Here is a 23,828-nt window from a genome sequence, read left to right as displayed (position 1 = left end):
GCTAACCGGATCGTGACTTGGCATTTCAGCGCGGCTCGACCATATCGAAGGCATGAAAACATCAATGATTGCCCTGACCCTGGCGGGCCTGACCGCCTTGCCCCTATCCGCACAGGAACGTTTTGCCATGCCCGTCACCGCGCAGGTTCTGCCCGGATGGGTGCAATCCGATGGTACCCGCGTGGCAGCAGTGCATCTATCCCTGGAACCGGGCTGGAAAACCTATTGGCGCGCGCCGGGGGATGCAGGCATTCCGCCCAGCTTTGACTGGTCTGGATCAAACAATCTGAAATCTGCGTCTGTCTCCTGGCCGACGCCGAAGGTGTTTGAAGAAAACGGTATGCGGTCCATCGGTTATGCCGATGAGCTGGTCATCCCTGTGACTCTGGCGCCCAAGCGCACCGGTGACCCTGTCCGCGTGCGTCTGACGATGGATATCGGGATCTGCTCCGATATCTGCATTCCGCACCAGCTGACCTTTGACGAAACAATCAGCAGCACAGAGACGCGCCCGACACCCGCGATTGCGGCGGCATTGGCGCAGAGCCCCTATTCGGAACGCGAGGCGGGTGTGACAGCGGCCAAGTGCCGGATAGAGCCCACGCCCGACGGATTGCGGATCGAGGCGCGTGTGCGCGTCCCTTCCGCAGGCGGGCCGGAGGTGATGGTGATCGAGCCCGGTCTGGGCGATGTCTGGGTGAGCGAAACAGATACACACCGGTCCGGCGGCGAGGTGATTGCTGTATCCGAAATGATCCACGTGAACGGCGGGCCTATTGCGCTGGACCGGTCCAACATTCGAATGACCGTTTTGGGCAGCAACCATGCCGTGGACGTAAAAGGCTGTACGCCGGGCTAAATCGCATTCTTGCGCCTGTTCAACAGGATGGTCACAGCGGCAAACACGTAAGCGAGCAGAGCAAGCGTTGCAACGCCGACAATAAAGAGTGACAAAGCCGCAAACGTCACTGGCCAGTTCGCGATCATGGGCAGCGATGCCAACAAAAGCGGCGGCAAAACGCCATAGAAAATCGCCCAGCCAAGCGTTAGCCCGCCCCAGAGAAGGACAACTGCCCAGAGCGCCGCAAACCCGTAGCGCACCGTGGAAACGGGTGCGGTCAGCCCCCGGCGCATCGCGTTGATCTGGCGGGAGATATCATGCTGAACAGCCACCAGCGCGGGCACCAGCAACAGCACAATCACCATGCCAAAGCCCAACCCATAGACCAGCGTGACCACGGTGGGCTTGAGAAATTGTGCCTGCCTGCTGGTCTCATAGAGCAGCGGCGACATGCCCAGCACCGTCGTCATCGTGGTCAGCATCACAGGGCGCAACCGATCCGCCGCCCCGTCGATGATGGAGGGGATCAACCCGCGCTCCTCCGCATAGCTGTCGATAGTTGTGATCAACACAATTGAATCGTTGATGATGATTCCCGTCATCCCCAACAGGCCAACAACCGTGAAGATGCTCAGCGGAATGTCCCAGGCCATATGTCCATAAATGGCGCCAACCAGTCCGAAAGGCGCGATGGACATGACCAGCAAGGGTCGCGTCCAACTGCCAAAGACCCAGGCCAACACCAGGTAGATGCCCAAGAGGCAAAGGACGAGACCGTTTCCCGCCTCGTCCAGAAACCGGCTTTCCTGTTCAGCGAGCCCGGACAATTGCCAGTCGACCTGATGCTCGCTTGCAATTGACGGCAGAATTTCGTCCTCCAGCGCCCTTTGTATCTCAACAGCGCGTTCAGGATCATCTTCCGAAATGTCGCCGGTCACGGAAATGACACGCACGCCATTGACCCGATTTACGGTGCTGAACCCGATCCGGCTTTGCACAGTAACAATGTCTGAAAGCGGTACGTAAACCCCTTCGGGCGTGCGCATCTGGGTGCGGTCGAGAAAATCGGCCGTCAATTCCCCTTCGGGCAGGCGGACCATGACAGTGGCACTGCGCGGGCCATCAGGGAATTTGGCCGCCTCAATCCCGCCTAATCGGTCCCGCAACACTCGGCCCAGCTGGTCGATGGTAAAGCCCAAGGCCTGACCACGCGCCGTCAGATCCAGGATCAACTCTTCCTTGTCATAGGCCAGATTATCCTGCATCGCGAGCACTTGGGGATAGCGCATCAGGGCCGTCTGCAGATCGAGGCTGGCGGCCTTTAAGGTATCCGTGCTTTGCCCAGAGAACTCCACGCTGATTGCGTCACCGCCTTGCCCGCTACGCCATCCACGAAAGGAGACAACTTCGGTCAACGGATGGTTCACCACGCTGTCCCGCAACTCGCCGGCGAAGGCAAAGCTTGAATAGGGTCTGTCGTCCGAGCCAATCAGTGAAATCGAAATCGCGCCCAGAAGATCTTTGTCCTTAGTCTCAACACCGGACAGGCCGCGACCTGCAGTCCCGCCGATCTCTGCGAGAGCATAGTTGACCGGATTCACCCCGTATTGTTCTTCGTATTCACGTGCCAGGGCGTCTGTGGCGCGCTGTAATTCACGCATCATGGCCCGCGTGTCTTCCCGCGTGGCGCCTTCGACCATGGCGAAATTTGCGGTGACCGAACTGCGCTCCGGTGCGTTGAAAAAGCGCCATTTGACATCACCCCGCAGGAAATGTGCAGCCTGAACCGCAAGGATCAGTATCAGCCCCGCCAGTACCGCGTAGCGCGCGGTGATCACGCCTGCCATCATCGGTCGAAACAGGTTCTCGCGTACCCAGGAAAAGCCGCGATTGACCTGACGGCTGGGCCAGTCGTACCAACGCTCCTTTGCGCGCGCCGCGAGTGCGTGTGCCATGTGGTTGGGCAGGATCAGGAAACACTCAATCAACGAGGCAATCAGCACCGCGATCACGGTCATCGGGATATCCTTGACGACAGTGCCAAACCACCCGCCCAGCAGCAGCAATCCGGTGAATGCAATCACGGTAGTGATCGTGGCGGCAAACACCGGCAAGGCCATACGCCCGGCAGCCCGTTCAGCCGCGACGAATGGGGCTTCGCCGAAATGTCGCGCGCGGTGGTCGGCATGTTCGGCAACAACAATCGCGTCGTCCACGACAATGCCCAGCGTGATGATCAACCCGAAGAGTGAGATCATGTTCAGGGTCAGGCCACCCGCGTACATGAGACCGATCGCTGCCATCATCGCGGCCGGGATGCCCGCTGCCACCCAGAAAGCGGTGCGGGCGTTGAGAAACATGAAGAGGAGGCACACAACCAGCCCGAGGCCAGTCAAACCGTTGTTGATCAGGGAGTCCAGACGCGACGTGATCGCCTCAGCCCGTGTCCGGATCAATTGGATCGTCATGCCTTCTTGCAGCGTGGCCTTCATCTCCGCCGCGACCTCCTCCACCGTTTGCTGAACGGCAATGGAATCGCCACCATCGGAACGGTCCACGCGGATCGAGATCGCCGGGTGATCACCAACAAAATAGGCGCGATCCCGATCTGCCCCCTCTTGCATCACCTGCGCGATATCCCCAACACGAAGTTTGGAGCCGTCAGCGTTGGAGCGCAGCACAATCTGGGCAATTTGGTCCGGCACGCGCTTTTCAGTACCCGTGCGCACGCGCGCATTCGCGCCGGTGACACTGCCCGCCGGGTCGGTATCAACCTCGGCTGCAATCGCCTCCGAAATCTGGGCCATGGTCAGATCATTCGCAATCAACTGCAGTGACGGCACTTCGATAGTGATCTGAGGGGCTGCAAAGCCACGGAAAGTCGTGCGTGTCACACCGGCCGCAAAAAGGCGCTTGACCAGCTCATCACCATAGACCCCCAACTGCTCGGGGGAGACGGGTCCGGCAATAATAACGTCTGTGACGCGGTCACGACGTATCGCGCGGCGCACACTGGATTCCTCTACGTCTTCCGGCAATTCCGTGATCCCGTCCACGGCATCCTGCACATCGGTGACTGCGCGGGACATGTCCCATTCGGGTTCAAATTCGAGCGTGACAGTACCTCGGCCCGCGCGCGCGGTCGCGCGGGACTTCATCACACCTTCCACACGCATCAAAGCCGGTTCAAGCACCTGGATAATTGCACTGTCCACATCATCAGCGCTGGCCTGATCCCATTCGGTGACCACGGTCACGTTTTCAAGACTGACATCCGGGAAAAACTGCGCACGCATGTTGGGCAGAGCAAACAGCCCCGCCACCATCATCAGGACAAACAACAGATTGGCAATGGTCCGGTGGCGCGTGAAATAGGAAAGCACGCCGCCCGCAGCCGGAGGTATCTGCCGCACCACGCGCTACCCTCCCATGCGGCTTTCGATGCGCGCCACCATCCGTGCCGACACCTGGCGCTCAGCCAACTGCGCTAACAGGCGCTCCTTGGTCTCCTGTGGCATCCGATCATTGCTCTGCACAAAGGCCACGAGCCGCGCACGGCGTTCTTCGCTGAGCTCCAACATATCGGGCAAAAGGACGGACAAATCGGCGTTCTGTTGCAGCGGACGGACCGCGACGCCCGGACCCAGCAAGGGCGTGCGCGCCTTCACCACGTCGCGCCCTTCCAGGCCCTCGCCGCGCACCAACACATCGTCGCCTTGACGACGCACGAGCGTCACCGGGAGCGTCACAAGACGGTTTTCGCCTTCCAGAACAAGCACTTCACCGCTGGCGTCCAAGGCAGACGCAGGCAGGCGTACAACGTTGTCCAATGGCTTTTCCTGAATTCGGACGGTGACGAAATCCCCCGGACGAAACCCCGGCGCACGCTCCAGCCGCGCAAAAACTTGACGCCCGGATTGGCCTTCGCCTGCCGCGGCGCTGACACGGCTGAGCACACCGGTGGCCTGCATATCGACACCAGTGACATCAAGCGTCGCCGACACTGCCGTAGAAATCAACGACCCATCCGCTTCCAGCAAACGCACGTATTGTGCCGTGGAAACGCGGAATGCCACTTCAAGGTCCTGCGGATCGATCAGGTCAGCGAGTTTTTCATTGGTCGCGACAAGGCGCCCCTCGACAACCGTCGTATCACTGAGCGTTCCGGTAAAGGGTGCCTCCAGCACCGTATCCGCCAGATTGCGCTGCGCCTCCGCCAGCGCAATCCTCTCGCGCGACAGGCGTGTCGCGGCCTGATCGATGCGTGCTTCGGCCTGCGCCACCACTTGGCGGCGCGCCAGAACGGTGGCGCGCGCGGCGGCAGCGGCCAGCTCAGCGGTTTCAATCGCCGCCGCCGTACCAACACCACGTTCCGCCAGATCAAACTGCCGTTGATAGGCTTTCTGGCGCAGGACCACCTGCTCTTCGGCAGCCACCTGTTCGGCGCGGGCCAGATCCAGCCCCCGTGCGGCATCGCGCGCCTCGGCTTCGGCATCGGCAAGATCGGCGGTCAACCGGTCCACGGCGGACTGCATGTTCGCAGGGTCGATGCGCACCAGCACATCGCCGCGCCGCACGTTGCCCGCATCCTCAAAATTCTCGTGCAGCACCGTCACCCGTCCAGCCACAGCGGCGCGCAATTCAAGTGTCCGGCGCGACGACACCTCGCCAAAGGTCTCCAGCACCGGCGTAATGGTTTCGCTCTGCGCGCGCTGCAGGTTCACGGCAAACACCCGTTCGCGCGCGGGTGGCACCACGGCCTCTGCGTTCAGGCGATCCTGCACGGCGACACTGACCACATGGCCCGCATAGACCAGCAGCCCAAGGCTCACCGCCGCCAGAAAAAGGCCGATCATGCTTTGCCGCAAAAACCGCATTTCGTCGTGATCCTAATACCTTAACTCAATGACCTTATACCTCAGACTGGCCGAGAAGAATACCAACCAACAATAGTGTTACGTACCACCAGATTACTTCCGTCGGTGATGTTCGTCCAACCGCGGGAAAATTTCGACAAAATTGCAAGGTCGGTGCCGATAATCCAGCTGCAACGCCAGAATTTCATCCCATGCGTCCTTGCAAGCGCCGGGGCTGCCAGGCAGCGCGAAAAGATAGGTTCCATTGGCCACGCCGCCGGTCGCACGGCTCTGCACAGCACTAGTGCCGATCTTTTTCATCGATACGATGGTAAAAACGGTGCCAAAGGCGTCGATTTCTTTTTCATAGACATCCCTATGCGCCTCGACGGTTACATCACGCCCGGTCAGGCCGGTACCGCCGGTCGAAATCACCACGTCCACACCGCTGTCCTTACACCAGGCGCGCAACTGACCTGCGATCTGATCACGCTCGTCGGGCAGGATGCGCCGGTCCGCCAGTTCGTGCCCGGCCTCCGTGAGCCGCTGCACGAGCACGTCCCCAGAGCGGTCCTCGGAGAGCCCGCGCGTGTCTGAAACCGTCAGGACGGCGATCCGCACCGGCACAAACTCCTTGGATTCATCGATTTTGCTCATCTCAGGTTTTCTCCAAAAGGGCGAGACGCCCGGCAAGGGCGGTGAAAATACCGGCGGTCAGCCAGTCCAGCACCCTGCTGCCCCGCGCGAGACGCTGTCCGACCGAGCCCGCGAAAACACCGACGAGCCCGTTCACGACGAAACCGCCCACGCCGATGATCGCGCCGAAAACGATAAACTGCAACAGGACCGGCCCGGCGGAGGGCACAACGAATTGCGGCACGAACGCCAATACAAACAGAATGACCTTGGGGTTTGTCAGGTTGACCAGCAGACCGGACAGAAAGGCCTGCCCGCGCCGCGTGACCACGCTATGATCCGCGTCGGGTCTGCGACGCAAGGCCTGCACCGCAAGCCAGATTAGATAACCAACGCCAATCCAGCGGATCACGTCAAAAGCATAGGGCACCGAAGCCACCAGCGCACTCAATCCGAGCCCTGCCAAAGCCACGTGGATCATACCGCCTGTCGCAATGCCCGCGCTGGCCAGCCATGCCGCGCGCGTGCCGCCCCGCGCGCCCTGCCCCAGACAAAACATCATGTCGGCCCCGGGCGTGAGGTTCAGCGCCAGTGCCGCCGGCACGAAAGCAGCAAGGACAATCGGATCAACCATTGTCAAGCCGCGCCTTGAGGCTGAGCAAGTCGGCCCAGGCCTCGCGTTTGGCGGCAGGCTGACGCAGCAGATAGGCGGGGTGGAACATCGGCAGGGCTGGCAACCCAAAACACTCTGTCCAGTTGCCGCGCAGCCGGGTGATCCCGCGCTTGCCCAGCAGAGCCTGCGCACTGATATTCCCCATGATCACAAGCGCTTGCGGTTTGGCCAGCGCGATATGACGTTCCAGAAACGGGCGCATCATCGCAATCTCATCGGGCTGCGGGTCCCGGTTTTGCGGCGGCCGCCAGGGCAGGACATTGGTGATGTAGACAGGCGCGTTTTCATCCCCCCGCCCGCGACCGATGGCTGCCAGCATTTTGTCGAGCAGTTGTCCGGCCCGCCCGACAAAGGGGCGCCCTTCGCGGTCTTCATCGCGCCCCGGTGCTTCGCCGATAATCATCACCGGCGCACCCGCGATACCATCAGAAAAGACCAGACTGCGCGCACCGCGCTTCAGCGCGCAATGCTCGAAACCGGCCAGCGCGTCCCGGAGCGCATCAAGATCCTGCGCTGCGGCGGCTGCACGTTTGGCTTCGGCCACCGGGTCAACCTCGGCGGCGGCTTTCGGTGCCTGCGAGACGGCCAGCGGGCCGGTCGCCGCCTTCGGTTTCGCCAGCGTATCGGGCAATTCATAGCAATTAACGGGCGCGTCACAGATCGCCTCGGTTGCGCCAAGCTCAACCTGCCAATCCAAAAGCGCCAGCGCGTGATGAAACTGAGATGATTCCATACGGCTACTCTACGGGGTCACGGCATCGAACTGAACAGGCATAAGCGTCGCTTGCCCGTCCCGCACACCCTCCCTATAAGGTGTGAAATCACGATAGGCTGCCGCACATGACATTCCCGCACCGCCACCTTCTTGGTATCGAAGCTCTGCGTCCGGAAGAGATCACAACACTGCTTGATCTGGCAGATAGCTATGCCACCCTGAACCGCCAGCCCGACAAACACGCCGATGCCCTGGCAGGTCTGACGCAAATCAACATGTTCTTTGAGAACTCGACACGCACGCAGGCGAGTTTCGAGATCGCAGGCAAGCGCCTTGGTGCGGATGTGATGAACATGGCGATGCAGGCCAGTTCGGTGAAAAAGGGCGAAACGCTGATCGACACCGCCCTGACGCTGAACGCGATGCACCCCGATCTGCTGGTGGTGCGCCATCCGCATTCCGGCGCGGTGGATCTGTTGGCGCAAAAGGTGAATTGCGCGGTGCTGAACGCAGGCGACGGGCGGCACGAACATCCGACGCAGGCGCTGCTCGACGCGCTGACCATCCGTCGCGCCAAAGGGCGCCTGCACCGCCTGTCGATTGCCATCTGCGGGGACATCGCCCATTCCCGCGTGGCCCGGTCGAACATCATGTTGCTTGGCAAGATGGAGAACCGCCTGCGCCTGATCGGGCCGCCGACGCTGATGCCCTCAGGCATCGCGGAATTCGGTGTCGAGGTCTTCTCGGACATGGCGGAGGGGCTGCGCGATGTGGACGTGGTGATGATGCTGCGCTTGCAGAAAGAGCGCATGGATGGCGGGTTTATCCCCAGCGAGCGCGAGTATTACCACAGGTTTGGCCTGGATGCGGAGAAGTTGTCCCATGCCAAGCCGGATGCGATTGTCATGCATCCCGGCCCGATGAACCGCGGGGTGGAAATCGACGGCACGCTGGCTGATGACATCAACCGCAGCGTTATTCAGGATCAAGTGGAGATGGGCGTGGCCGTCCGCATGGCCGCGATGGATCTGCTTGCCCAAAACCTTATACTGACACGGGCGGAGACGGCATGAACACACCCATCGAGATCCAGAAAAACGAGCGTGGCGCAATTCGTGTCTTTGCCATCAACCTCGCACCCGCAGAAGTCACCGAGACACTCAAAACGCTCCCCAAGCCGGATTTTGCGCGGCAGCTGCTGGGCAATCCACATCTGAACACCGCCAGCGCCGAGATTTTCCCGGTCTCCGATCTGACCGGCATGGGGTTGAGCGCTTACCTCAGCGAGGGGTACGCGGTCGGGGAGGCGGAAATCGGCGCCGACAAAAGCAGGCTCGATGCGCTGGAAGGTTATGTGCTGCTGCTCTTTTCCGACAGTTTTGAAGGGCTTGAGATAACGCTGACACCCGGTGCCGAGCTCACGCTCATCGGGACATATGCGGAATATGCCCCCTCCGGCACCGCACTGCCGATCACAACGGAGAGCGCCCGGCCTTACAGCGGCACACCCGGTATGACCCCGCCCACGCCACCAAGAGGACCCGCAGGCAGCGCGCTCATCGTGATTGCCCTGGCCGTGCTTTTGGGCCTCGCCCTCTGGTGGCTTTTTAAGTGAGACAGGAGGCGCGGAAGACGTGAAGGAACCCAAAGACCCCAAGATGTCCGGGCGCATTGCGATGATGGCCCTGCTGGTCGCTTTCGGTATTGTCGGGCTGATGTTCTGGGTGGGGACATGAACCTCCACCATCAGAGGACCGTCCCCGAGACGCCTGTGCAAAGGATGCCCGGATGACCAAGCTGACCTTCCTGAATGCGCGCCTCGTCGATCCCGAGAAAGACGAGATCATCACCGGCGGCCTTGTGGTCGAAGACGGGCGCATCACCGGGCATTTGCCCAGGGATGCGCCGCGCCTGACATCTGGTCGCGTCATTGACTGTGATCTGAAATACCTCGCCCCCGGCATCGTCGATCTGGGCGTGAAGGTCTGCGAACCGGGAGACCGGCACAAAGAAAGCTACCGCTCCGCCGGGCTGGCGGCAGCGGCTGGCGGCGTGACCACGATGATCACCCGCCCCGATACCGATCCGGCCATAGACAGCCCGGAAACGCTGGAGTTTGTCACGCGGCGCGCCAATGAGGCCTCTCCGGTGAACGTCCTGCCGATGGCCGCGCTGACCAAGGGGCGCGACGGGCGCGAGATGACGGAGATCGGTTTCCTGATGGATGCCGGGGCGGTGGCCTTCACCGACTGCGACCGGGTTGTCACCGACACCAAGGTGTTTTCCCGCGCGCTCACCTATGCCAGCGGCCTCGGTGCGCTGGTCGTCGCGCACCCGCAGGACCCGGGGTTGAGCAACGGCGCCGCTGCCACCTCCGGCAAGTTTGCCTCATTGCGCGGCCTGCCTGCCGTCTCTCCGATGGCAGAGCGCATGGGGCTGGATCGCGACATCGCGCTGATCGAAATGACGGGTGCCCGGTACCACGCGGACCAGATCACCTGCGCCCGTGCCTTGCCCGCACTGGAACGCGCCAAGGCCAACGGCCTCGACATCACGGCGGGCACGTCGATCCACCACCTGACGCTGAACGCCTTGGATGTCGCTGACTACCGAACCTTTTTCAAACTGAAACCGCCCTTGCGGGACGAGCAGGACCGGCTGGCCGTGGCCGAGGCGGTGAAATCAGGGCTGATTGACGTGATCTCCTCCATGCACACACCGCAGGATGAGGAAAGCAAGCGCCTGCCCTTCGAGGAGGCGGCCTCTGGCGCCGTGGCGATTGAAACGCTGTTACCGGCGGCGATGCGGCTATACCATGCGGGACTGATCGATTTGCCCACCCTTTGGCGCGCGATGTCGCTGAACCCTGCAAAGCGTCTGGGCCTGGACAGCGGTCGGCTCGCCATTGGCGCTCCGGCGGATCTTGTCCTCTTCGATCCCAACGCCCCGTTCCTGATGGACCGTGCCACGCTGCGCTCGAAATCCCGCAACACGCCGTTTGACGGCGCGCGGATGCAGGGTAAGGTCCTCTCCACCTATGTGGCTGGCACCTGCGTGTACGAGAGGACCTGATGCCCATTATCGAACATTCCGCCGCAGTTCTCCTGCTCTGGGGGCTCATTGGGTATCTGATGGGCTCAATCCCCTTTGGCATGGTCCTGACCCGCCTGATGGGTCTGGGCAATCTGCGCAACATCGGGTCCGGCAACATCGGTGCCACCAACGTGCTGCGCACCGGGAACAAGACCGCTGCGGCCCTGACGGTGCTGCTCGATGGAGGCAAGGGGCTGGCCGCCGTTCTGCTGGCCCGCGCCTTCGGCGGCGAGGATACCGCACAGATCGCGGGGGTGATGGCGATGATCGGGCATTGCTACCCGGTCTGGCTCCGCTTTGCCGGTGGCAAGGGTGTTGCCACTTTCCTGGGCATTCTGCTGGCGCTGAACTGGCCGGTTGGTATCGGCTGCTGTCTTGCGTGGCTTGCAGGTGCCTTACTGTCGCGCATTTCTTCGATGGGCGCGCTTTTTGCCGCAGCGGCCAGCACACCCTTGATGATTTTTACCGGCTTGCCGGATGGTCTCTTTCTGGGCATTGCGCTGACGCTGATCATCTTCTGGCGACACCGGGCAAACATCTCCCGCATTCGCGCAGGAACCGAGCCGACCATTGGCCAGAAAACCTGAGCAACACTCTCCCGACGCCTTTGAGACAGCCCTTGAGAGACTGCCAAGCGGCACCTTCACGGGACGGTCTCAACACCGCCGATACATCGTGACAAAAACCACATTCTGCGGCGGAAAGTCTGTTAAACTGGTCGCGGAAGAACTGGGCGGCACCGACTACATCAGCCTGAATTTTTATCGTCTGCAAGGCGGCGCTCGCCTGTTCCCCTGCGAGATGAGCATGCGCAAGGTTTTCGACTTTGTGATGACGCTCCGTCCGGATCAGGACGCGGCGTAGCTGCCGTCCGGGCCATGCACTTCATCGCCTTGCAGCCCGGGCGAGAAAACGCAGATCAGATGCAAGGGCGCAGGCCCATCCACCCGCACCTCGTGACGCTCGTGTGCGTTGGGTGCGTAGAGAACGCCCGGTGTGAGGGGATGCTTCTCGCCGGTCTCGAGCTCCGTCACGGTGCCCGCACCGCCAACGCAATAGCAGGCCTCGATATGGTTTTTATACTGCAACGTGAGAACGGCCCCCGGCAGGACCTTCGTGTCCGTCATCGAAAACCCCATTCCATCGGATTTCACCAAAAGCCGCAGGCTGTTCCACCCCGGACCGGAGGCATCCCGCATCGTCCCGATGAGATGCGATTTTTCCGTGACGATCATTTCGGAAACTCCTGCGTATGTTCTACCGGATTGATTATTGCACGGCGTCACCGGTCGTGCCACTTCTGATGCCATGACAAAACACCTCACCAGCCCCGACGGCACCCCCGCCAGCCGCCTTGCTTTTGGCACCATGCAATTCGGAGGCCGCGCAGACGCCGCCGCCTCCCGCGCGCTGTTCGATGCCTCTATTGCTGCGGGCATCACCCATTTCGACACAGCCTATGTCTACAACGACGGTGCCTCGGAAAAGTTGTTGGGGGCCATGCTGGGCGCGCAACGCGACCGCCTGATCATTGCGACCAAGGCCGCCTATACCGGGGGCGGGTCGAAACAGAACATTCAGGACAGTTTTGGCATTTCGCGCCAGCGCCTGAACATGGATATGGTCGATATTCTGTACATGCATCGGTTCGACCCCGACACGGATCTGCATGAAAGCATGGAGGCCATGGCCGAGCTGAAATCGCAGGGGTTGATCCGCTATGTCGGTGTGTCGAACTTTACGGCCTGGCAAGTGGTCAAGGCGATTGGGATTGCCGCGAAATTCGATCTGACCATCGATATCTTGCAGCCGATGTATAATCTGGTGAAGCGTCAGGCGGAGGTGGAAATCCTGCCGATGTGCGCCGATCAGGGTGTGGCCTGCGCGCCTTATTCGCCTTTGGGAGGCGGGTTGCTGACCGGCAAATACGGCGCAGGCGGTGCCGGACGATTGACCGAAGACGACCGCTACGCCGCGCGTTATGGGCTGGACTGGATGCATCAGGCCGCCGTCGGCCTAAGTGAGGTTGCCGCCGATGTGGGCGTCGATGCCGCGACCCTCGCCGTTGCCTGGGCGGCGGCGCATCCGATGGGGCCAACACCAATCATATCCGCCCGGTCCGCCGAACAGCTACACCCATCGCTGGCCGCCATGACCTATGAGATGAGCCCTGAGCTCTATGCCCGGCTGGCCGCATTGAGCCCGACGCCACCCCCGGCAACGGACCGCATCGAAGAGCAGGAATGACCGATATCCTGGTGATCGGCGGTGGGGTGGCCGGTCTGAGTGCCGCCGCCGCCCTGTCCGGGGCGGCCCGTGTCACCGTGTTGGAAGCAGAGGCCTCCATTGGCTATCACGCCTCTGGCCGGTCGGCAGCACTGATCGAGCAGAACTACGGCGCGCCCAGCGTTCAGGCGCTTAATCGGGCCAGTGTGGAAGCGCTGGCACAGGGCGGGTACCTCAGCCCGCGCGGCTTGATGATCATCGCCCAGGCGCATGAACGCGACGCTTACGAGAGCGATGTCGCAACGCTGGGCACCACGCCCATCAGCCTCGCCGAGGCCCGTGACTTTGTGCCCGTTCTCGACCCGGAAAAACTCGCCTTCGCCGCCTATCACGCGGACGCGCAGGACATCGACACCGACCGCATGCTGCAGGACTTCGCCCGCACCGTGCGTCAGAATGGGGGGACGGTTGAAACCGGCTGCCGCGTGGACAGCATTCGTTTCGATCAAGGGATGTGGACCGCACGTTGTGGCGACAGGGATTTTCATGCGGCGACGCTGGTCAATGCGGCAGGTGCCTGGGCGGATCAGGTGGCCGGGATGGCCGGAATCGTGCCATTGGGGATCATACCACACCGAAGGTCCATGGCACGCATCCCCGCACCCGGCGGGCATGAGGTGCGCAACTGGCCCATGTTCTTTGGCGTCGGAGAAAGCTGGTACGCAAAGCCGGACGCGGGCTTTCTGCTGGTTTCGCCCGCCGATGAGGACCCGGTCGAGCCCCATGATGCCTGGGCTGAAGACATGACACTGGCACAGGGTCTGGCACTTTATGAAGAGATGGTGACCGAACCGGTGACCCATCTGCAATCCAGTTGGGCAGGGCTGCGCAGCTTCGCGCCGGATCGCACGCTGGTGTTGGGGCGCGACACGGCGCAGCCGGAATTTGTCTGGTGTGCGGGTCAGGGCGGATATGGGTTCCAGACGGCACCTGCCGCCGCGCACCTGTTAGCAGACACGGTTTTGGGGAGAACATCGGCATTGCCCCCGGATATCGTTGCCGCACTCTCTCCCCGGCGTTTCCAATGACCAAAGACCTGCCAAAAAACGCCAGTGTCGCGACCGCGATGGAAGGCGCAAAGCTACACGCGCCGTCAGCCGCCCGGAATACCGATTTTCTCTGTGATCTGCTGAAAGAACACGCCCCGTCTTCAGGTCAGGCGCTGGAGATTGCCAGCGGCACCGGTCAGCATATCGTGGCCTTTGCCAAGACATTACCGGGCGTGACGTGGCAGCCCACCGAAGTGGAGGAGGCGCGGCGGGCCAGTATCGACGCATACCGGGCAGAGGCGAACCTTCCCAACCTGCGCCCAGCCCGTCTACTGGATGCAACACGGCCCGACTGGCAGAGGGCTGAAGCACCGATTGATCTGATCGTGCTGGTCAATCTACTGCACCTGATCAGCGGTACGGCTACACGGACGCTCTTGCACGAAGCCTTGGCAGCGTTGCGCGTGGGCGGACGGTTTATCCTCTATGGCCCGTTCAAACGCGCTGGCTTTTTGACCAGCCCCGGAGATATTCGTTTCGATGCGGACCTGCGCGCGGCTGATCCAACCATCGGCTACAAGGATGATCTCGACATAGTACAGCGACTCACGACCGCTGGTGCCGCCTCTGTGCAACGGATCGACATGCCCGCCAACAACCTCGCTTTCGTTGCCACTAAGGGCTAGCGCCTACCCGTCGACGCGAATGCGCTCGTTTCTGGGGTCATAGGGGCTGTCTTCCACCACTTCAGCGGTCCACAGTTGGTTCAGCATTTTCACCTGCAATCTGGTGCCCGGAACCGCAAGATCAGGTGTGACATACCCCATGCCGATGCTCTTACCGAACGCCACCGAATAGCCGCCCGAGGTCAACCGCCCCACGCGTGTCTCGCCATGGTAGAGCACCTCGCGCCCCCAGGGGTCGGCGTCCTCGGGCCCGTCAATCAACAGGGTCACGCATTTGGAGCGCACGCCGATCTCTTCCAGTTTTGCCTTGCCGTGAAATTCCTTTGACAGGTCAACAAAGCGCGGCAGATCCGCTTCGAGCGGCGTTGCGTCCCGCCCCAGTTCAGTGCCAAAAGCGCGATAGGATTTCTCCTGCCGCAACCAGTTCTGCGCCCGCGCGCCAACCAGTTTCATCCCGTGTTTTTCGCCGGCCTTTTCCAGTTGATCAAACAGATAGTTCTGCATCTCGATGGGGTGATGCAGCTCCCAGCCCAGCTCCCCGGTATAGGCCACGCGGATCGCCCGCACCGGGCACATGCCCAGCTCGATATTGCGCATCGACAGCCAAGGGAAGCGCTTGTTCGACAGCACTGTCTCCGGGTCCGCGTCCTTGACCAACGCGTTCAGCACATCGCGCGATTTCGGCCCCGCAATGGCAAAGACACCCCATTGTGTGGTCACGTCCTGTTCGTTGATGCGCCCGAACTCGGCTTCCTTCTCCATGATCGCCTTGTAGAGGTAATCCTGATCATAGGCGTGCCAGGCGCCCGCCGAGACGAGGTAATAATCGTCCTCGGCCAGCCGCACGATAGTGTACTCCGTGCGCGTGGTTCCTGCAGCTGTCAGGGCATAGGTCAGGTTGATCCGCCCCACCTTCGGCAGTTTGTTGGTGGTGAACCACTCCAGAAACGCCGTGGCGCCAGGCCCGCTGATGCGGTGCTTGGTGAAGGCCGTGGCGTCGATCAGCCCAACGCCTTCGCGGATCGCCTTGGCCTCTTCGACTGCATATTGCCACCAGCCGCCGCGCCGGAAGGACCGCGCGTCGTGATCATCAAAGCCCTCTGGTGCGAAGTAGTTCGGGCGCTCCCAGCCGTTGACCTGCCCGAATTGCGCCCCACGCGCCGCCTGACGGTCATAGGCGGGGGACGTACGCAGGGGCCGACAGGCCGGGCGTTCCTCGTCCGGGTGATGCAGGATGTAGACGTGTTCGTAGCATTCCTCGTTCTTGCGCGCGGCATATTCGGTCGTCATCCAATCGCCGTAGCGCTTGGGATCCAGCGAGGCCATGTCGATTTCGGCCTCGCCCTCGACCATCATCTGCGCCAGGTAGTATCCGGTACCCCCAGCCGCCGTGATGCCGAAAGAGAACCCTTCCGCGAGCCACATGTTATCGAGCCCGGGCGCGGGGCCGACCAGTGGATTGCCATCTGGCGTGTAACAAATCGGACCGTTGAAATCATCCTTCAAACCGCTGTCCTCGCAGGACGGGATGCGGTGGATCATGGCGAGGTACTGCTCTTCGATCCGCTCCAGATCAAGCTGGAAGAGGTCGGCCCGGAAACTGTCCGGCACGCCGTATTCAAAGCAGGCAGGGGCGTTTTTCTCATAAACTCCGAGAATCCAGCCGCCCCGTTCTTCGCGCACATAGGATTGCGCATCGGCATCGCGCACCACGGGGTGCTCCACATTGCCCTCGGCACGGAATTTGACTAGATCCGGGTCCTGATCCATGACGATGAACTGATGCTCCACCGGGATTGCGGGGATCTTGATGCCCAGCATCTTGGCTGTGCGTTGCGCGTGGTTGCCCGAGGCGGTCACAACATGCTCAGCCGTGATCACGATCTGCTCGTCAGAGGGGACAAGATTGCCACCCTTCTCGACCATTTTCGTGGCCGTCACCTCCCAATGGGTGCCGTTCCAATGGAACGCATCCGCCTGCCATTTGCGTTCGATCATCACGCCACGCTGACGGGCACCCTTGGCCATCGCCATGGTCACATCGGCGGGGTTAATATAGCCATCAGTGTGATGATATAGAGCGCCCTTGAGGTCTTCCGTCCGGATCAGCGGCCATTTCGCACTGATCTCGTCGGGTGTCATCCACTGGTACGGCACACCGCAGGTTTCCGCGGTAGAAGCATAAAGCATGTATTCATCCATACGCTCCTGCGTTTGCGCCATACGCAGGTTGCCCACCACCGCAAAGCCCGCGTTCAGCCCGGTCTCTTCCTCCAGCGTCTTATAGAACCGGATGGAATAGTCGTGGATATGAGTCGTCGCGTAGGACATGTTGAAGTAGGGCAGCAAACCCGCCGCGTGCCAGGTGGAGCCCGACGTGAGCTCGTCGCGTTCCAGCAGCATCACGTCTTCCCACCCCGCGCGGGCAAGGTGGTAGGCAATCGACGTCCCGACGGCGCCGCCGCCAACAACAAGGGCTTTGACTTGGGTTTTCATGGCTCGCGCTCCGTGACACTGCTGTTGCGATAGCATTAGCGCGTGAGGCGCAATGGAACAAACTGCGCCCGACCGGTCATGGCGGGAAAGCGACATCGTGGCACAGGTGGCCTGAAAGCCCACCCTACCTGCCGGATACAACCTGGGTGGCAAGCAGGTAAGGTGGGCTTTCAGGCCACCGTTTTCGCCAGCACTGCGCTAGAGGATTTTGCCGGGGTTCATGAGGTTGAGAGGGTCCAGCGCCTGTTTGATCGCGCCCATCACCTCAGTGGCTTCTCCGAGTTCCTTCACAAGGTAGGGACGTTTGCCCTGACCGATGCCATGTTCACCGGTACAGGTGCCGTCCATCGAAATCGCCAGATCGTTAAGCCAGCTGACGAAGCCTGCGGCCTTTTCCAGCTCATCGGCATCCGACATATCCACCAGCAAGGAAACGTGAAAGTTTCCATCCCCTGCGTGTCCCAGGATCGGTGCCACCAGGCCAAGATCCGACACACGGCGCTGTGCCTTGCCCACGCAATCGGCCAGGCGCGAAATCGGCACGCAGACATCCGTGGCGATGCCCTGTGCGCCTGGTCTGTATTGCAGCATTGCCCAATAGGCGTCGTGACGCGCCTGCCAGAGCCTGTTGCGTTCTTCTGTCGTGGTGGTGGCCTGATAGCCGACGCCGCCATGCTCCTCTGCCAGCGCGCCGAATATCTCCGCCTGCTCAACAACACTTGCCTCTGTCCCGTGAAATTCCAGCAGCAACAGCGGCGTTTTGGGCAAATCGAGTTTCGAATAGGCGTTCACCGCCTTGACCGTCGTGTCATCCAGCAATTCGATCCGCGCAACAGGCAAGCCATATTGGATCACCGACATCACGGTCTGGCAGGCGGCATCGACGGTTGGAAAGGAGCAGCTTGCGGAGCTGATCGCCTCTGGAATGCCCTGCAATTGCAGCGTGATCTCGGTGATCAGGCACAGGGTTCCTTCTGACCCCACCAGCAACCGCGTCAGGTCATAGCCGGCAGAGGACTTGCGCGCGCGCGTACCCGTCCGAATGATCCGACCGTCTGCCATGACCGCCTCGACCGCGAGCACATTGTCTTTCATGGTGCCGTAGCGCACCGCATTGGTCCCGGAAGCATTGGTGGCGGCCATCCCGCCCAACGACGCATTGGCCCCCGGGTCGATTGGAAAGAACAGTCCCTGATCGCGCAGATGCGTGTTCAGCGCTTCGCGCGTGACACCGGGCTGCACCCGGCAGTCCAGATCACCGGAATTGACCTCCAGCACGCGGTCCATCTGGCTGACGTCGATGCATATGCCTCCCGCCGGTGCGTTCACATGCCCCTCCAGCGAGGTGCCGGTGCCATAGGGGATCACCGGCACGCGGTGCTGCGCACAGGTTTTGACGATCTCCGACACCTCTTGTGTCGAAGCGGGGAAGACAACCGCATCGGGGGGCTGGTTCTCGATCCATGTCGTGGTGTGACCGTGCTGCTCCCGGATCGCGGCACCGGTTTGAAACCGCTCGCCGAATTGCTGCTTGAGCACACCCAATGCGGTCTCAATCCCGGTTTCATTGCGCGGCAAACTCGCGTGTTTGACCATGATCAGCCTCCCCTCTCCGCCCGGGTCACTGCCCGAGCGCGATCCCTTCGCGGCGCGGGTCTGCCCCGCCTTGCAACCTGTCACCAATCGCAATCGCATGTAGGCCGGAGGTCAGTGCCCGGCTGCCGACTTCGTATCCCAAGGCGGTCAAAGGTTCGGTCAAAGCCTCTGCCGAGGTGCCTTCTTCCACGTCATATTTACCAAATCGGTTCACCGCATGCGGCACTGCAAGGGCCTGCTGCACGTCCAACCCCCAATCCAGATAGGCGATGATGCTCTGCGCGACATAGCCGATGATCCGGCTGCCACCGGGGCTGCCAATCGCCAAGACCGGCACACCGTCCTTCATCACGATGGTCGGTGCCATGGAAGACCGCGGGCGCTTGCCCGGCTCCACCCGGTTGGCCACGGGCACGCCATCCACATGGCTGCGGAAGGAGAAATCCGTCAGCTCGTTATTCAACAGAAAGCCGCGCACCATCAGACGGCTGCCAAAACCGTTCTCAATCGTCGTGGTCATGGAAGCCACGTTCCCCGCCGCGTCCACGATCACGAAATGCGAGGTCGAGGGCAGTTCGATGGAGGCGTCGTCCGCCCAGTTCAATGCATGATCAAACTCCGGCGTACCGGGGGCCACTTCCGGCAGGGCATCATCGCCCGCCAGCAAGGCAGCGCGTCCGGCAAGATAGGTCTGATCCACGAGACCCTCTGTCGGCACCGGCACAAAATCGCTGTCGGCCATGTAGCGCCCGCGATCCGCAAAGGCGAGCCGCGCGGCATCGCCCATGAGACGACGCACTTCCGCATCATCGGGCCCGGCGGAGAGGTCATAATTGTCCAACATGCCAAGAATTTGGCCAACGGTAAGGGCGCCCGAAGAGGGCGGTCCCATACCGCAGACATCATGCGCACGGTAGCTCACACAGACGGGTGCGCGTTCTTTGACCGTGTAAATGCCCAGATCAACTGTGGACAGAACCCCCGGGTTGCCTTCGGCCTGCTGTACGGTCGCCACGATATCGGCAGCGATATCACCGGTATAAAAGGCGCGCGCGCCGTTGTCCGCCATGGCCTGAAGCGTTTCGGCATAGGCAGGGTTTTTCAGCAGGTCGCCTGCGGCCAGAGGTGTTCCACCCGGCAGGAAGTAGTCGGCTGTCGTGCCAAACCGCCCCAGCCGTTCCACATCCCCTTCGATCAACCCGGCAAGGCGCGGTGAGACGTCGAACCCTTCTTCGGCGCGTTCAATGGCCGGCGCCAAAAGGTCCGCCCATTCCAGCGCGCCCCATCGCACGTGCACTTCTTCCAACAAGGCAGGCGTTCCGGGGGTGCCGACGGAAAGCCCGCCGACAACGGCATCAAAAAAGCCAAGCGGCTCCCCTTCTCCATCCTGAAACAGGCGGGGTGTCGCCGCCAATGGGGCCGTTTCGCGACCATCAAGGGTCGTCAATGTCCCGGTTGCGGCGTCGAAATAGACCAGAAAGGCACCGCCCCCCAGGCCGGAGGATTGCGGCTCTACCAGCCCGAGCATCGCCTGCACGGCAACCAGCGCGTCCGCCGCCGTACCACCCTTGGCCAGCACATCGGCCCCGGCCTTCACGGCCCATGGATTGGCCGCAGCCACCATCCAGTTGTCAGCCTCAACAGGCTGTCCTGCAAATTTCGCCTCCAGCGCCGCGGCAACTTCAGGCGAGATCGCCTGAAAAGCCCCCTGTGTGGCGGCTTCGGGCTGAACCGCGTCCGCAGCCTGCTGGGCGTGCGCCGCCGTGGCGGCGAGAAAGGCAAGTCCTGTCAGTAAGTATCGCATGGTCTCTCCAATCTGGTGGCTAAGATATCAAAGCATTGACGGAATGACCTGGTCCGGTGGCCGGTGACCATCGTCGAAGGTCTTGATATTGATGATGACTTTCTCGCCCATCTCGATCCGCCCTTCGCGCGTGGCGGACCCCATATGCGGCAACAGCACCACATTGCCCAACTGGCGCAGACGGGGGTTCACATGGGTGCCGCGTTCATAGACGTCAAGACCGGCACCGGCGATCTCGCCCGCGCGTAACATACGGGTCAGCGCGCTTTCGTCGATCACCTCACCGCGCGAGGTATTCACAATCACAGCCTCTGGTTTCATCAGTTTCAACCGCCGCGCGTTCATCAGATGGAAGGTGGAAGGCGTTGCCGGGCAATTGATGGACACCACATCCATGCGCGCCACCATCTGGTCAAGACTGTCCCAATAGGTGGCCTCCAGTTCCTGCTCTACCTCCGGACGCAGACGGCGGCGATTATGGTAGTGCACCTGCATCCCGAAGGCGGCAGCCCGGCGCGCCACAGCCTGCCCAATGCGCCCCATGCCAAGAATGCCCAGCCGGCGGCCTGCGACCCGCCCACCCAAAAAGGCGGTAGGGGCCCAGCCGTCCCAGTCGCCCGACTGCATCACGCTCAACCCTTCCGGCATCCGGCGCAACACCGCCAGCATCAGCGCCATGGTCATATCCGCCGTGTCATCGGTCAGGACACCCGGCGTGTTGGACACCAGCACACCGCGCTGGCGGGCCGTTGCCACGTCGATATGGTCCACCCCTGCCCCGTAATTCGCAATCAGCTTCAGACGGTCGCCTGCCTGGGTGATCAGGGCGGAATCGATCTCATCCGTCACCGTGGGCACCAACACGTCCGCCGCCTTCATCGCCTTGGCGAGATCCGCCCGGCTCATCGGGGCATCATCATCGCGCAGGGTGACATCGAAAAGCTCTGACAGGCGGGTTTCCACCACCTCCGGCAACCGTCGCGTAACGACAACACTCAGCTTTGGCTTTGACATTTTGAGCCTCCCCGGACTTGGCGCATCAGCCTGTTTTGTGCCATGGTGGCCGAGATGGCGACGGGGCACAAGAACCTCGCGTCAGCAAACGGGCAATTTACGAATAACAGGCAGTGTCATGATCAAATACCTCCTTGCAGCCCTCGTCGGGGCCTTGTCCCTTGCCTGCATGGGCACGCCCGGCATTGCGCGCGACACAGGGCCCGTGACCAACCTGCCGCTGCCGCGATTTGTCTCGATGAAAGCCTCCGAAGGGAATGCGCGCCGCGGTCCGTCCCTGACCCACCGGATCGACTGGGTGTTCAAGCATCGCGATATGCCCTTGCAGATCACCGCAGAGCACGGCCATTGGCGGCGGGTCGAGGATCGCGAAGGTCAAGGCGGGTGGATTCACTATTCACTGCTTTCGGGGGTACGGACGGTAGTCGTGGAGAAAGACATGCTACCGCTGCATATGCGCCCGGATGCGGAAACGCCCGTCACTGTCGCTCTCGAAGCCGGTGTCATCGCCCGACTGGGCAAATGCGGCCCGGAATGGTGCCAACTCAAATCAGGTGGCTATCGTGGTTGGGCACCCAAATCGCGCCTCTGGGGCGTCAAGCCGGATGAAATTCGGGACTAATGGCGTGATCTGATTTTACATCGTATGGCTTGTACCTAACGCGCGCAAAGCTAGGGTGGCGAAAACCGGACTGTTTGGAGCCCGAGCGATGCGTATGATCAGCTATGAGAATTTTGGCAAGGCATCCGACGTCTTGCACCTGTCGGACCAGGATCTGCCAGCACCACAGGCGGGCGAGGTGTGCGTAGAGCTGGCCTATTCGGGGGTGAACCCCTCAGACGTGAAGGCCCGCGCTGGTTCCCGCCCCGGCGTAACCAAACCGCCGTTTCCGCAGATTGTGCCACACAGCGACGGCGCAGGCGTCATCTCCGCCGTGGGCCCGGGCGTGGATACCGCTCGGATCGGCGAACGGGTGTGGATATGGAACGGGCAATGGCAACGTGCCTTTGGCACTGCCGCCAGCCACATTGTGCTGCCCGACGAACAGGCTGTGGCCTTACCGGACAGTGTCAGTTTAGAGACCGGCGCAATCCTTGGCATTCCAGGCCTGACGGCGGCACACACCGTGTTTGGCGGCGGTGAGATTACCGGGCAGACCGTCGTCATTCACGGCGGAGCGGGCACTGTTGGATACCTCGCCATCCAGCTCGCAAAGTGGGGCGGCGCCAAGGTCATAACCACCGCCCACGGTGCCGGAATGGCGCGCTGTGCATCCGCCGGGGCAGATGTTGTTCTGGACTACAAAGCAGACGATCTAGCCGATCAGATATTGGCGGCCAACAATGGGGACCTGGTGACGCGGATCATCGAAGTGGAGTTCGGCCAGAATATTGCAACGGACACCGCGATCATTGCGCCAAATGGGACCATCGCCGCTTATGGGTCAGCGCTGAACATGACCCCGAGCCTTCCGTTCTATCCTCTTCTGTTCAAAGCCGTAACGATTGACATCGTGCTGATCTATCTGCTTCGTAAGGCCGAACGGATACGCGCGATCGACAAGCTGCACAGCGCCCTTGCTGACGGCGCTTTGGATTGCCCAGTGCAGAAAGTCTTTGGCCTCAAGGACGCTGCTTTGGCACATGAAGCCGTTGAATCAGGTGGGCGCGCCGGTGCAGTTCTGATCAACGTCACAGGGTGATACCGTGCGAAGTCAGCTATCAGCGCGCCGCATAGTATGGTCCAGACGCGGTTGTGATCACCCTCAAGATCAATGCACGAACGCGGTTCGGCAAAAGCTTGAGGGTAACAGAAGCGGTTTTTTTCTCGAAATCAGGTCTTGCGCGTCTGGCCAGAGAGGCTTAATTACCGGCGCACGTTGGGATGTAGCCAAGTGGTAAGGCAACTGTTTTTGGTACAGTGTACCGTAGGTTCGAATCCTACCATCCCAGCCAATTTTTTCATAGGTGTTTGATTTTAAAGGATTTTTTTGGAGAAGATTCGAATCTGTTGACCTGAGCCAAACTAATCCATCAACATTTGCATCAACAAATGCATCAACATGTCAGATTCACGTTCACTGGTGAATAGCGAAATAATCCGGGCTTATGCCTGACGAAAACTTTGCGGAAAGGTCCAAAC

21 protein-coding genes and 1 tRNA gene are annotated in these 23,828 nt (G+C 61.3%); 12 read left to right on the top strand and 10 right to left on the bottom strand.

Translation table 11 applies throughout. The features are described 5' to 3' along the window. Positions 1 to 52 precede the first annotated feature (52 nt). Entirely contained in the window at positions 53 to 859 is an 807-nt protein-coding gene (locus tag Q1A52_RS06635; RefSeq protein ID WP_300012648.1) for a protein-disulfide reductase DsbD domain-containing protein, read from the top strand. Here the strand turns inward: Q1A52_RS06635 and Q1A52_RS06630 are convergent. The 5 genes from Q1A52_RS06630 to Q1A52_RS06610 all read right to left on the bottom strand — a co-directional run bounded on the left by Q1A52_RS06630 (position 856) and on the right by Q1A52_RS06610 (position 7,739). Further along, positions 856 to 4,257, bottom strand: coding sequence for an efflux RND transporter permease subunit (locus Q1A52_RS06630; RefSeq protein ID WP_300012646.1), 3,402 nt, complete (start codon positions 4,255 to 4,257; stop codon positions 856 to 858). The two genes, Q1A52_RS06635 and Q1A52_RS06630, sit on opposite strands and share 4 nt — an antisense overlap. A gap of 3 nt (positions 4,258 to 4,260) precedes the next feature. After that, the gene (locus Q1A52_RS06625; protein WP_300012643.1) at positions 4,261 to 5,718 is read right to left on the bottom strand and encodes an HlyD family efflux transporter periplasmic adaptor subunit; all 1,458 of its coding nucleotides are present in this window, start codon (positions 5,716 to 5,718) and stop codon (positions 4,261 to 4,263) included. A gap of 93 nt (positions 5,719 to 5,811) precedes the next feature. Next, positions 5,812 to 6,354 carry a molybdenum cofactor biosynthesis protein B gene (gene moaB / locus Q1A52_RS06620; RefSeq protein WP_300012640.1) on the bottom strand — a complete coding sequence of 181 codons (543 nt, stop codon included), beginning with the start codon at positions 6,352 to 6,354 and terminating at the stop codon, positions 5,812 to 5,814. Position 6,355: 1 nt separating this feature from the next. Next, positions 6,356 to 6,967, bottom strand: a complete 612-nt coding sequence (locus Q1A52_RS06615; RefSeq protein ID WP_300012637.1) for a LysE family translocator — start codon at positions 6,965 to 6,967, stop codon at positions 6,356 to 6,358. Further along, positions 6,960 to 7,739: a uracil-DNA glycosylase gene (locus Q1A52_RS06610; RefSeq protein ID WP_300012634.1), complete on the bottom strand. Its 780-nt coding sequence runs from the start codon at positions 7,737 to 7,739 to the stop codon at positions 6,960 to 6,962. Before Q1A52_RS06610 ends, Q1A52_RS06615 begins: the two co-directional genes overlap by 8 nt. Positions 7,740 to 7,846: 107 nt before the next feature. Here Q1A52_RS06610 and Q1A52_RS06605 point away from each other — a divergent pair, with 107 nt between their 5' ends. The 5 genes from Q1A52_RS06605 to Q1A52_RS22850 all read left to right on the top strand — a co-directional run bounded on the left by Q1A52_RS06605 (position 7,847) and on the right by Q1A52_RS22850 (position 11,678). Then, positions 7,847 to 8,794: an aspartate carbamoyltransferase catalytic subunit gene (locus tag Q1A52_RS06605; protein ID WP_300012631.1), complete on the top strand. Its 948-nt coding sequence runs from the start codon at positions 7,847 to 7,849 to the stop codon at positions 8,792 to 8,794. Next, positions 8,791 to 9,336: a hypothetical protein gene (locus tag Q1A52_RS06600; RefSeq protein ID WP_300012628.1), complete on the top strand. Its 546-nt coding sequence runs from the start codon at positions 8,791 to 8,793 to the stop codon at positions 9,334 to 9,336. Before Q1A52_RS06605 ends, Q1A52_RS06600 begins: the two co-directional genes overlap by 4 nt. Before the next feature lie 173 nt (positions 9,337 to 9,509). Further along, positions 9,510 to 10,793, top strand: coding sequence for a dihydroorotase (gene pyrC, locus Q1A52_RS06595; protein WP_300012625.1), 1,284 nt, complete (start codon positions 9,510 to 9,512; stop codon positions 10,791 to 10,793). Beyond that, positions 10,793 to 11,401, top strand: a complete 609-nt coding sequence (gene plsY, locus Q1A52_RS06590; protein ID WP_300012623.1) for a glycerol-3-phosphate 1-O-acyltransferase PlsY — start codon at positions 10,793 to 10,795, stop codon at positions 11,399 to 11,401. The genes pyrC and plsY overlap by 1 nt, the downstream gene beginning before the upstream one ends. 88 nt (positions 11,402 to 11,489) lie before the next feature. Further along, on the top strand, positions 11,490 to 11,678 hold the full coding sequence (locus Q1A52_RS22850) for a hypothetical protein (protein WP_367278002.1): 189 nt from the start codon (positions 11,490 to 11,492) through the stop codon (positions 11,676 to 11,678). Here the strand turns inward: Q1A52_RS22850 and Q1A52_RS06580 are convergent. Next, positions 11,663 to 12,049, bottom strand: a complete 387-nt coding sequence (locus Q1A52_RS06580) for an ectoine synthase (protein WP_300012617.1) — start codon at positions 12,047 to 12,049, stop codon at positions 11,663 to 11,665. The two genes, Q1A52_RS22850 and Q1A52_RS06580, sit on opposite strands and share 16 nt — an antisense overlap. Before the next feature lie 73 nt (positions 12,050 to 12,122). Between Q1A52_RS06580 and Q1A52_RS06575 the strand changes: the two genes are divergently transcribed. From Q1A52_RS06575 to Q1A52_RS06565, 3 genes are read left to right on the top strand one after another with little or no spacing between them, the layout of a single operon-like run. Further along, positions 12,123 to 13,061, top strand: coding sequence for an aldo/keto reductase (locus tag Q1A52_RS06575; protein ID WP_300012614.1), 939 nt, complete (start codon positions 12,123 to 12,125; stop codon positions 13,059 to 13,061). Then, positions 13,058 to 14,128, top strand: a complete 1,071-nt coding sequence (locus Q1A52_RS06570; RefSeq protein WP_300012611.1) for an FAD-binding oxidoreductase — start codon at positions 13,058 to 13,060, stop codon at positions 14,126 to 14,128. Before Q1A52_RS06575 ends, Q1A52_RS06570 begins: the two co-directional genes overlap by 4 nt. Further along, the gene (locus Q1A52_RS06565) at positions 14,125 to 14,775 is read left to right on the top strand and encodes a DUF938 domain-containing protein (protein ID WP_300012608.1); all 651 of its coding nucleotides are present in this window, start codon (positions 14,125 to 14,127) and stop codon (positions 14,773 to 14,775) included. The genes Q1A52_RS06570 and Q1A52_RS06565 overlap by 4 nt, the downstream gene beginning before the upstream one ends. Before the next feature lie 3 nt (positions 14,776 to 14,778). On the opposite strand, the gene Q1A52_RS06560 is transcribed toward Q1A52_RS06565, so the two are convergent. The 4 genes from Q1A52_RS06560 to Q1A52_RS06545 all read right to left on the bottom strand — a co-directional run bounded on the left by Q1A52_RS06560 (position 14,779) and on the right by Q1A52_RS06545 (position 21,685). Further along, positions 14,779 to 17,271: an FAD-dependent oxidoreductase gene (locus Q1A52_RS06560; protein ID WP_300012605.1), complete on the bottom strand. Its 2,493-nt coding sequence runs from the start codon at positions 17,269 to 17,271 to the stop codon at positions 14,779 to 14,781. Between the two features lie 198 nt (positions 17,272 to 17,469). Continuing rightward, positions 17,470 to 18,867, bottom strand: a complete 1,398-nt coding sequence (locus Q1A52_RS06555) for an FAD-linked oxidase C-terminal domain-containing protein (protein ID WP_300012602.1) — start codon at positions 18,865 to 18,867, stop codon at positions 17,470 to 17,472. 25 nt (positions 18,868 to 18,892) lie between these two features. Then, complete coding sequence (ggt, locus tag Q1A52_RS06550) at positions 18,893 to 20,671, bottom strand: gamma-glutamyltransferase (RefSeq protein ID WP_300012599.1); 1,779 nt, start codon at positions 20,669 to 20,671, stop codon at positions 18,893 to 18,895. Between the two features lie 27 nt (positions 20,672 to 20,698). Then, on the bottom strand, positions 20,699 to 21,685 hold the full coding sequence (locus tag Q1A52_RS06545) for a D-glycerate dehydrogenase (RefSeq protein WP_299778197.1): 987 nt from the start codon (positions 21,683 to 21,685) through the stop codon (positions 20,699 to 20,701). A gap of 169 nt (positions 21,686 to 21,854) precedes the next feature. Here Q1A52_RS06545 and Q1A52_RS06540 point away from each other — a divergent pair, with 169 nt between their 5' ends. The 3 genes from Q1A52_RS06540 to Q1A52_RS06530 all read left to right on the top strand — a co-directional run bounded on the left by Q1A52_RS06540 (position 21,855) and on the right by Q1A52_RS06530 (position 23,641). Beyond that, a complete protein-coding gene (locus tag Q1A52_RS06540; RefSeq protein WP_300014894.1) occupies positions 21,855 to 22,307 on the top strand; it encodes an SH3 domain-containing protein in 453 nt (150 codons plus the stop codon). An 88-nt stretch (positions 22,308 to 22,395) separates the two neighbouring features. Further along, the gene (locus tag Q1A52_RS06535; protein ID WP_300012596.1) at positions 22,396 to 23,388 is read left to right on the top strand and encodes an NADPH:quinone reductase; all 993 of its coding nucleotides are present in this window, start codon (positions 22,396 to 22,398) and stop codon (positions 23,386 to 23,388) included. A gap of 178 nt (positions 23,389 to 23,566) precedes the next feature. Then, positions 23,567 to 23,641 (top strand) — tRNA-Gln (locus tag Q1A52_RS06530). The last annotated feature ends 187 nt before the right edge of the window (positions 23,642 to 23,828 follow it).

It is taken from the genome of uncultured Roseobacter sp., assembly GCF_947488185.1.
Classification (GTDB): Bacteria; Pseudomonadota; Alphaproteobacteria; order Rhodobacterales; family Rhodobacteraceae; genus Roseobacter.
This window is presented reverse-complemented; position numbering and strand designations above follow the sequence as displayed.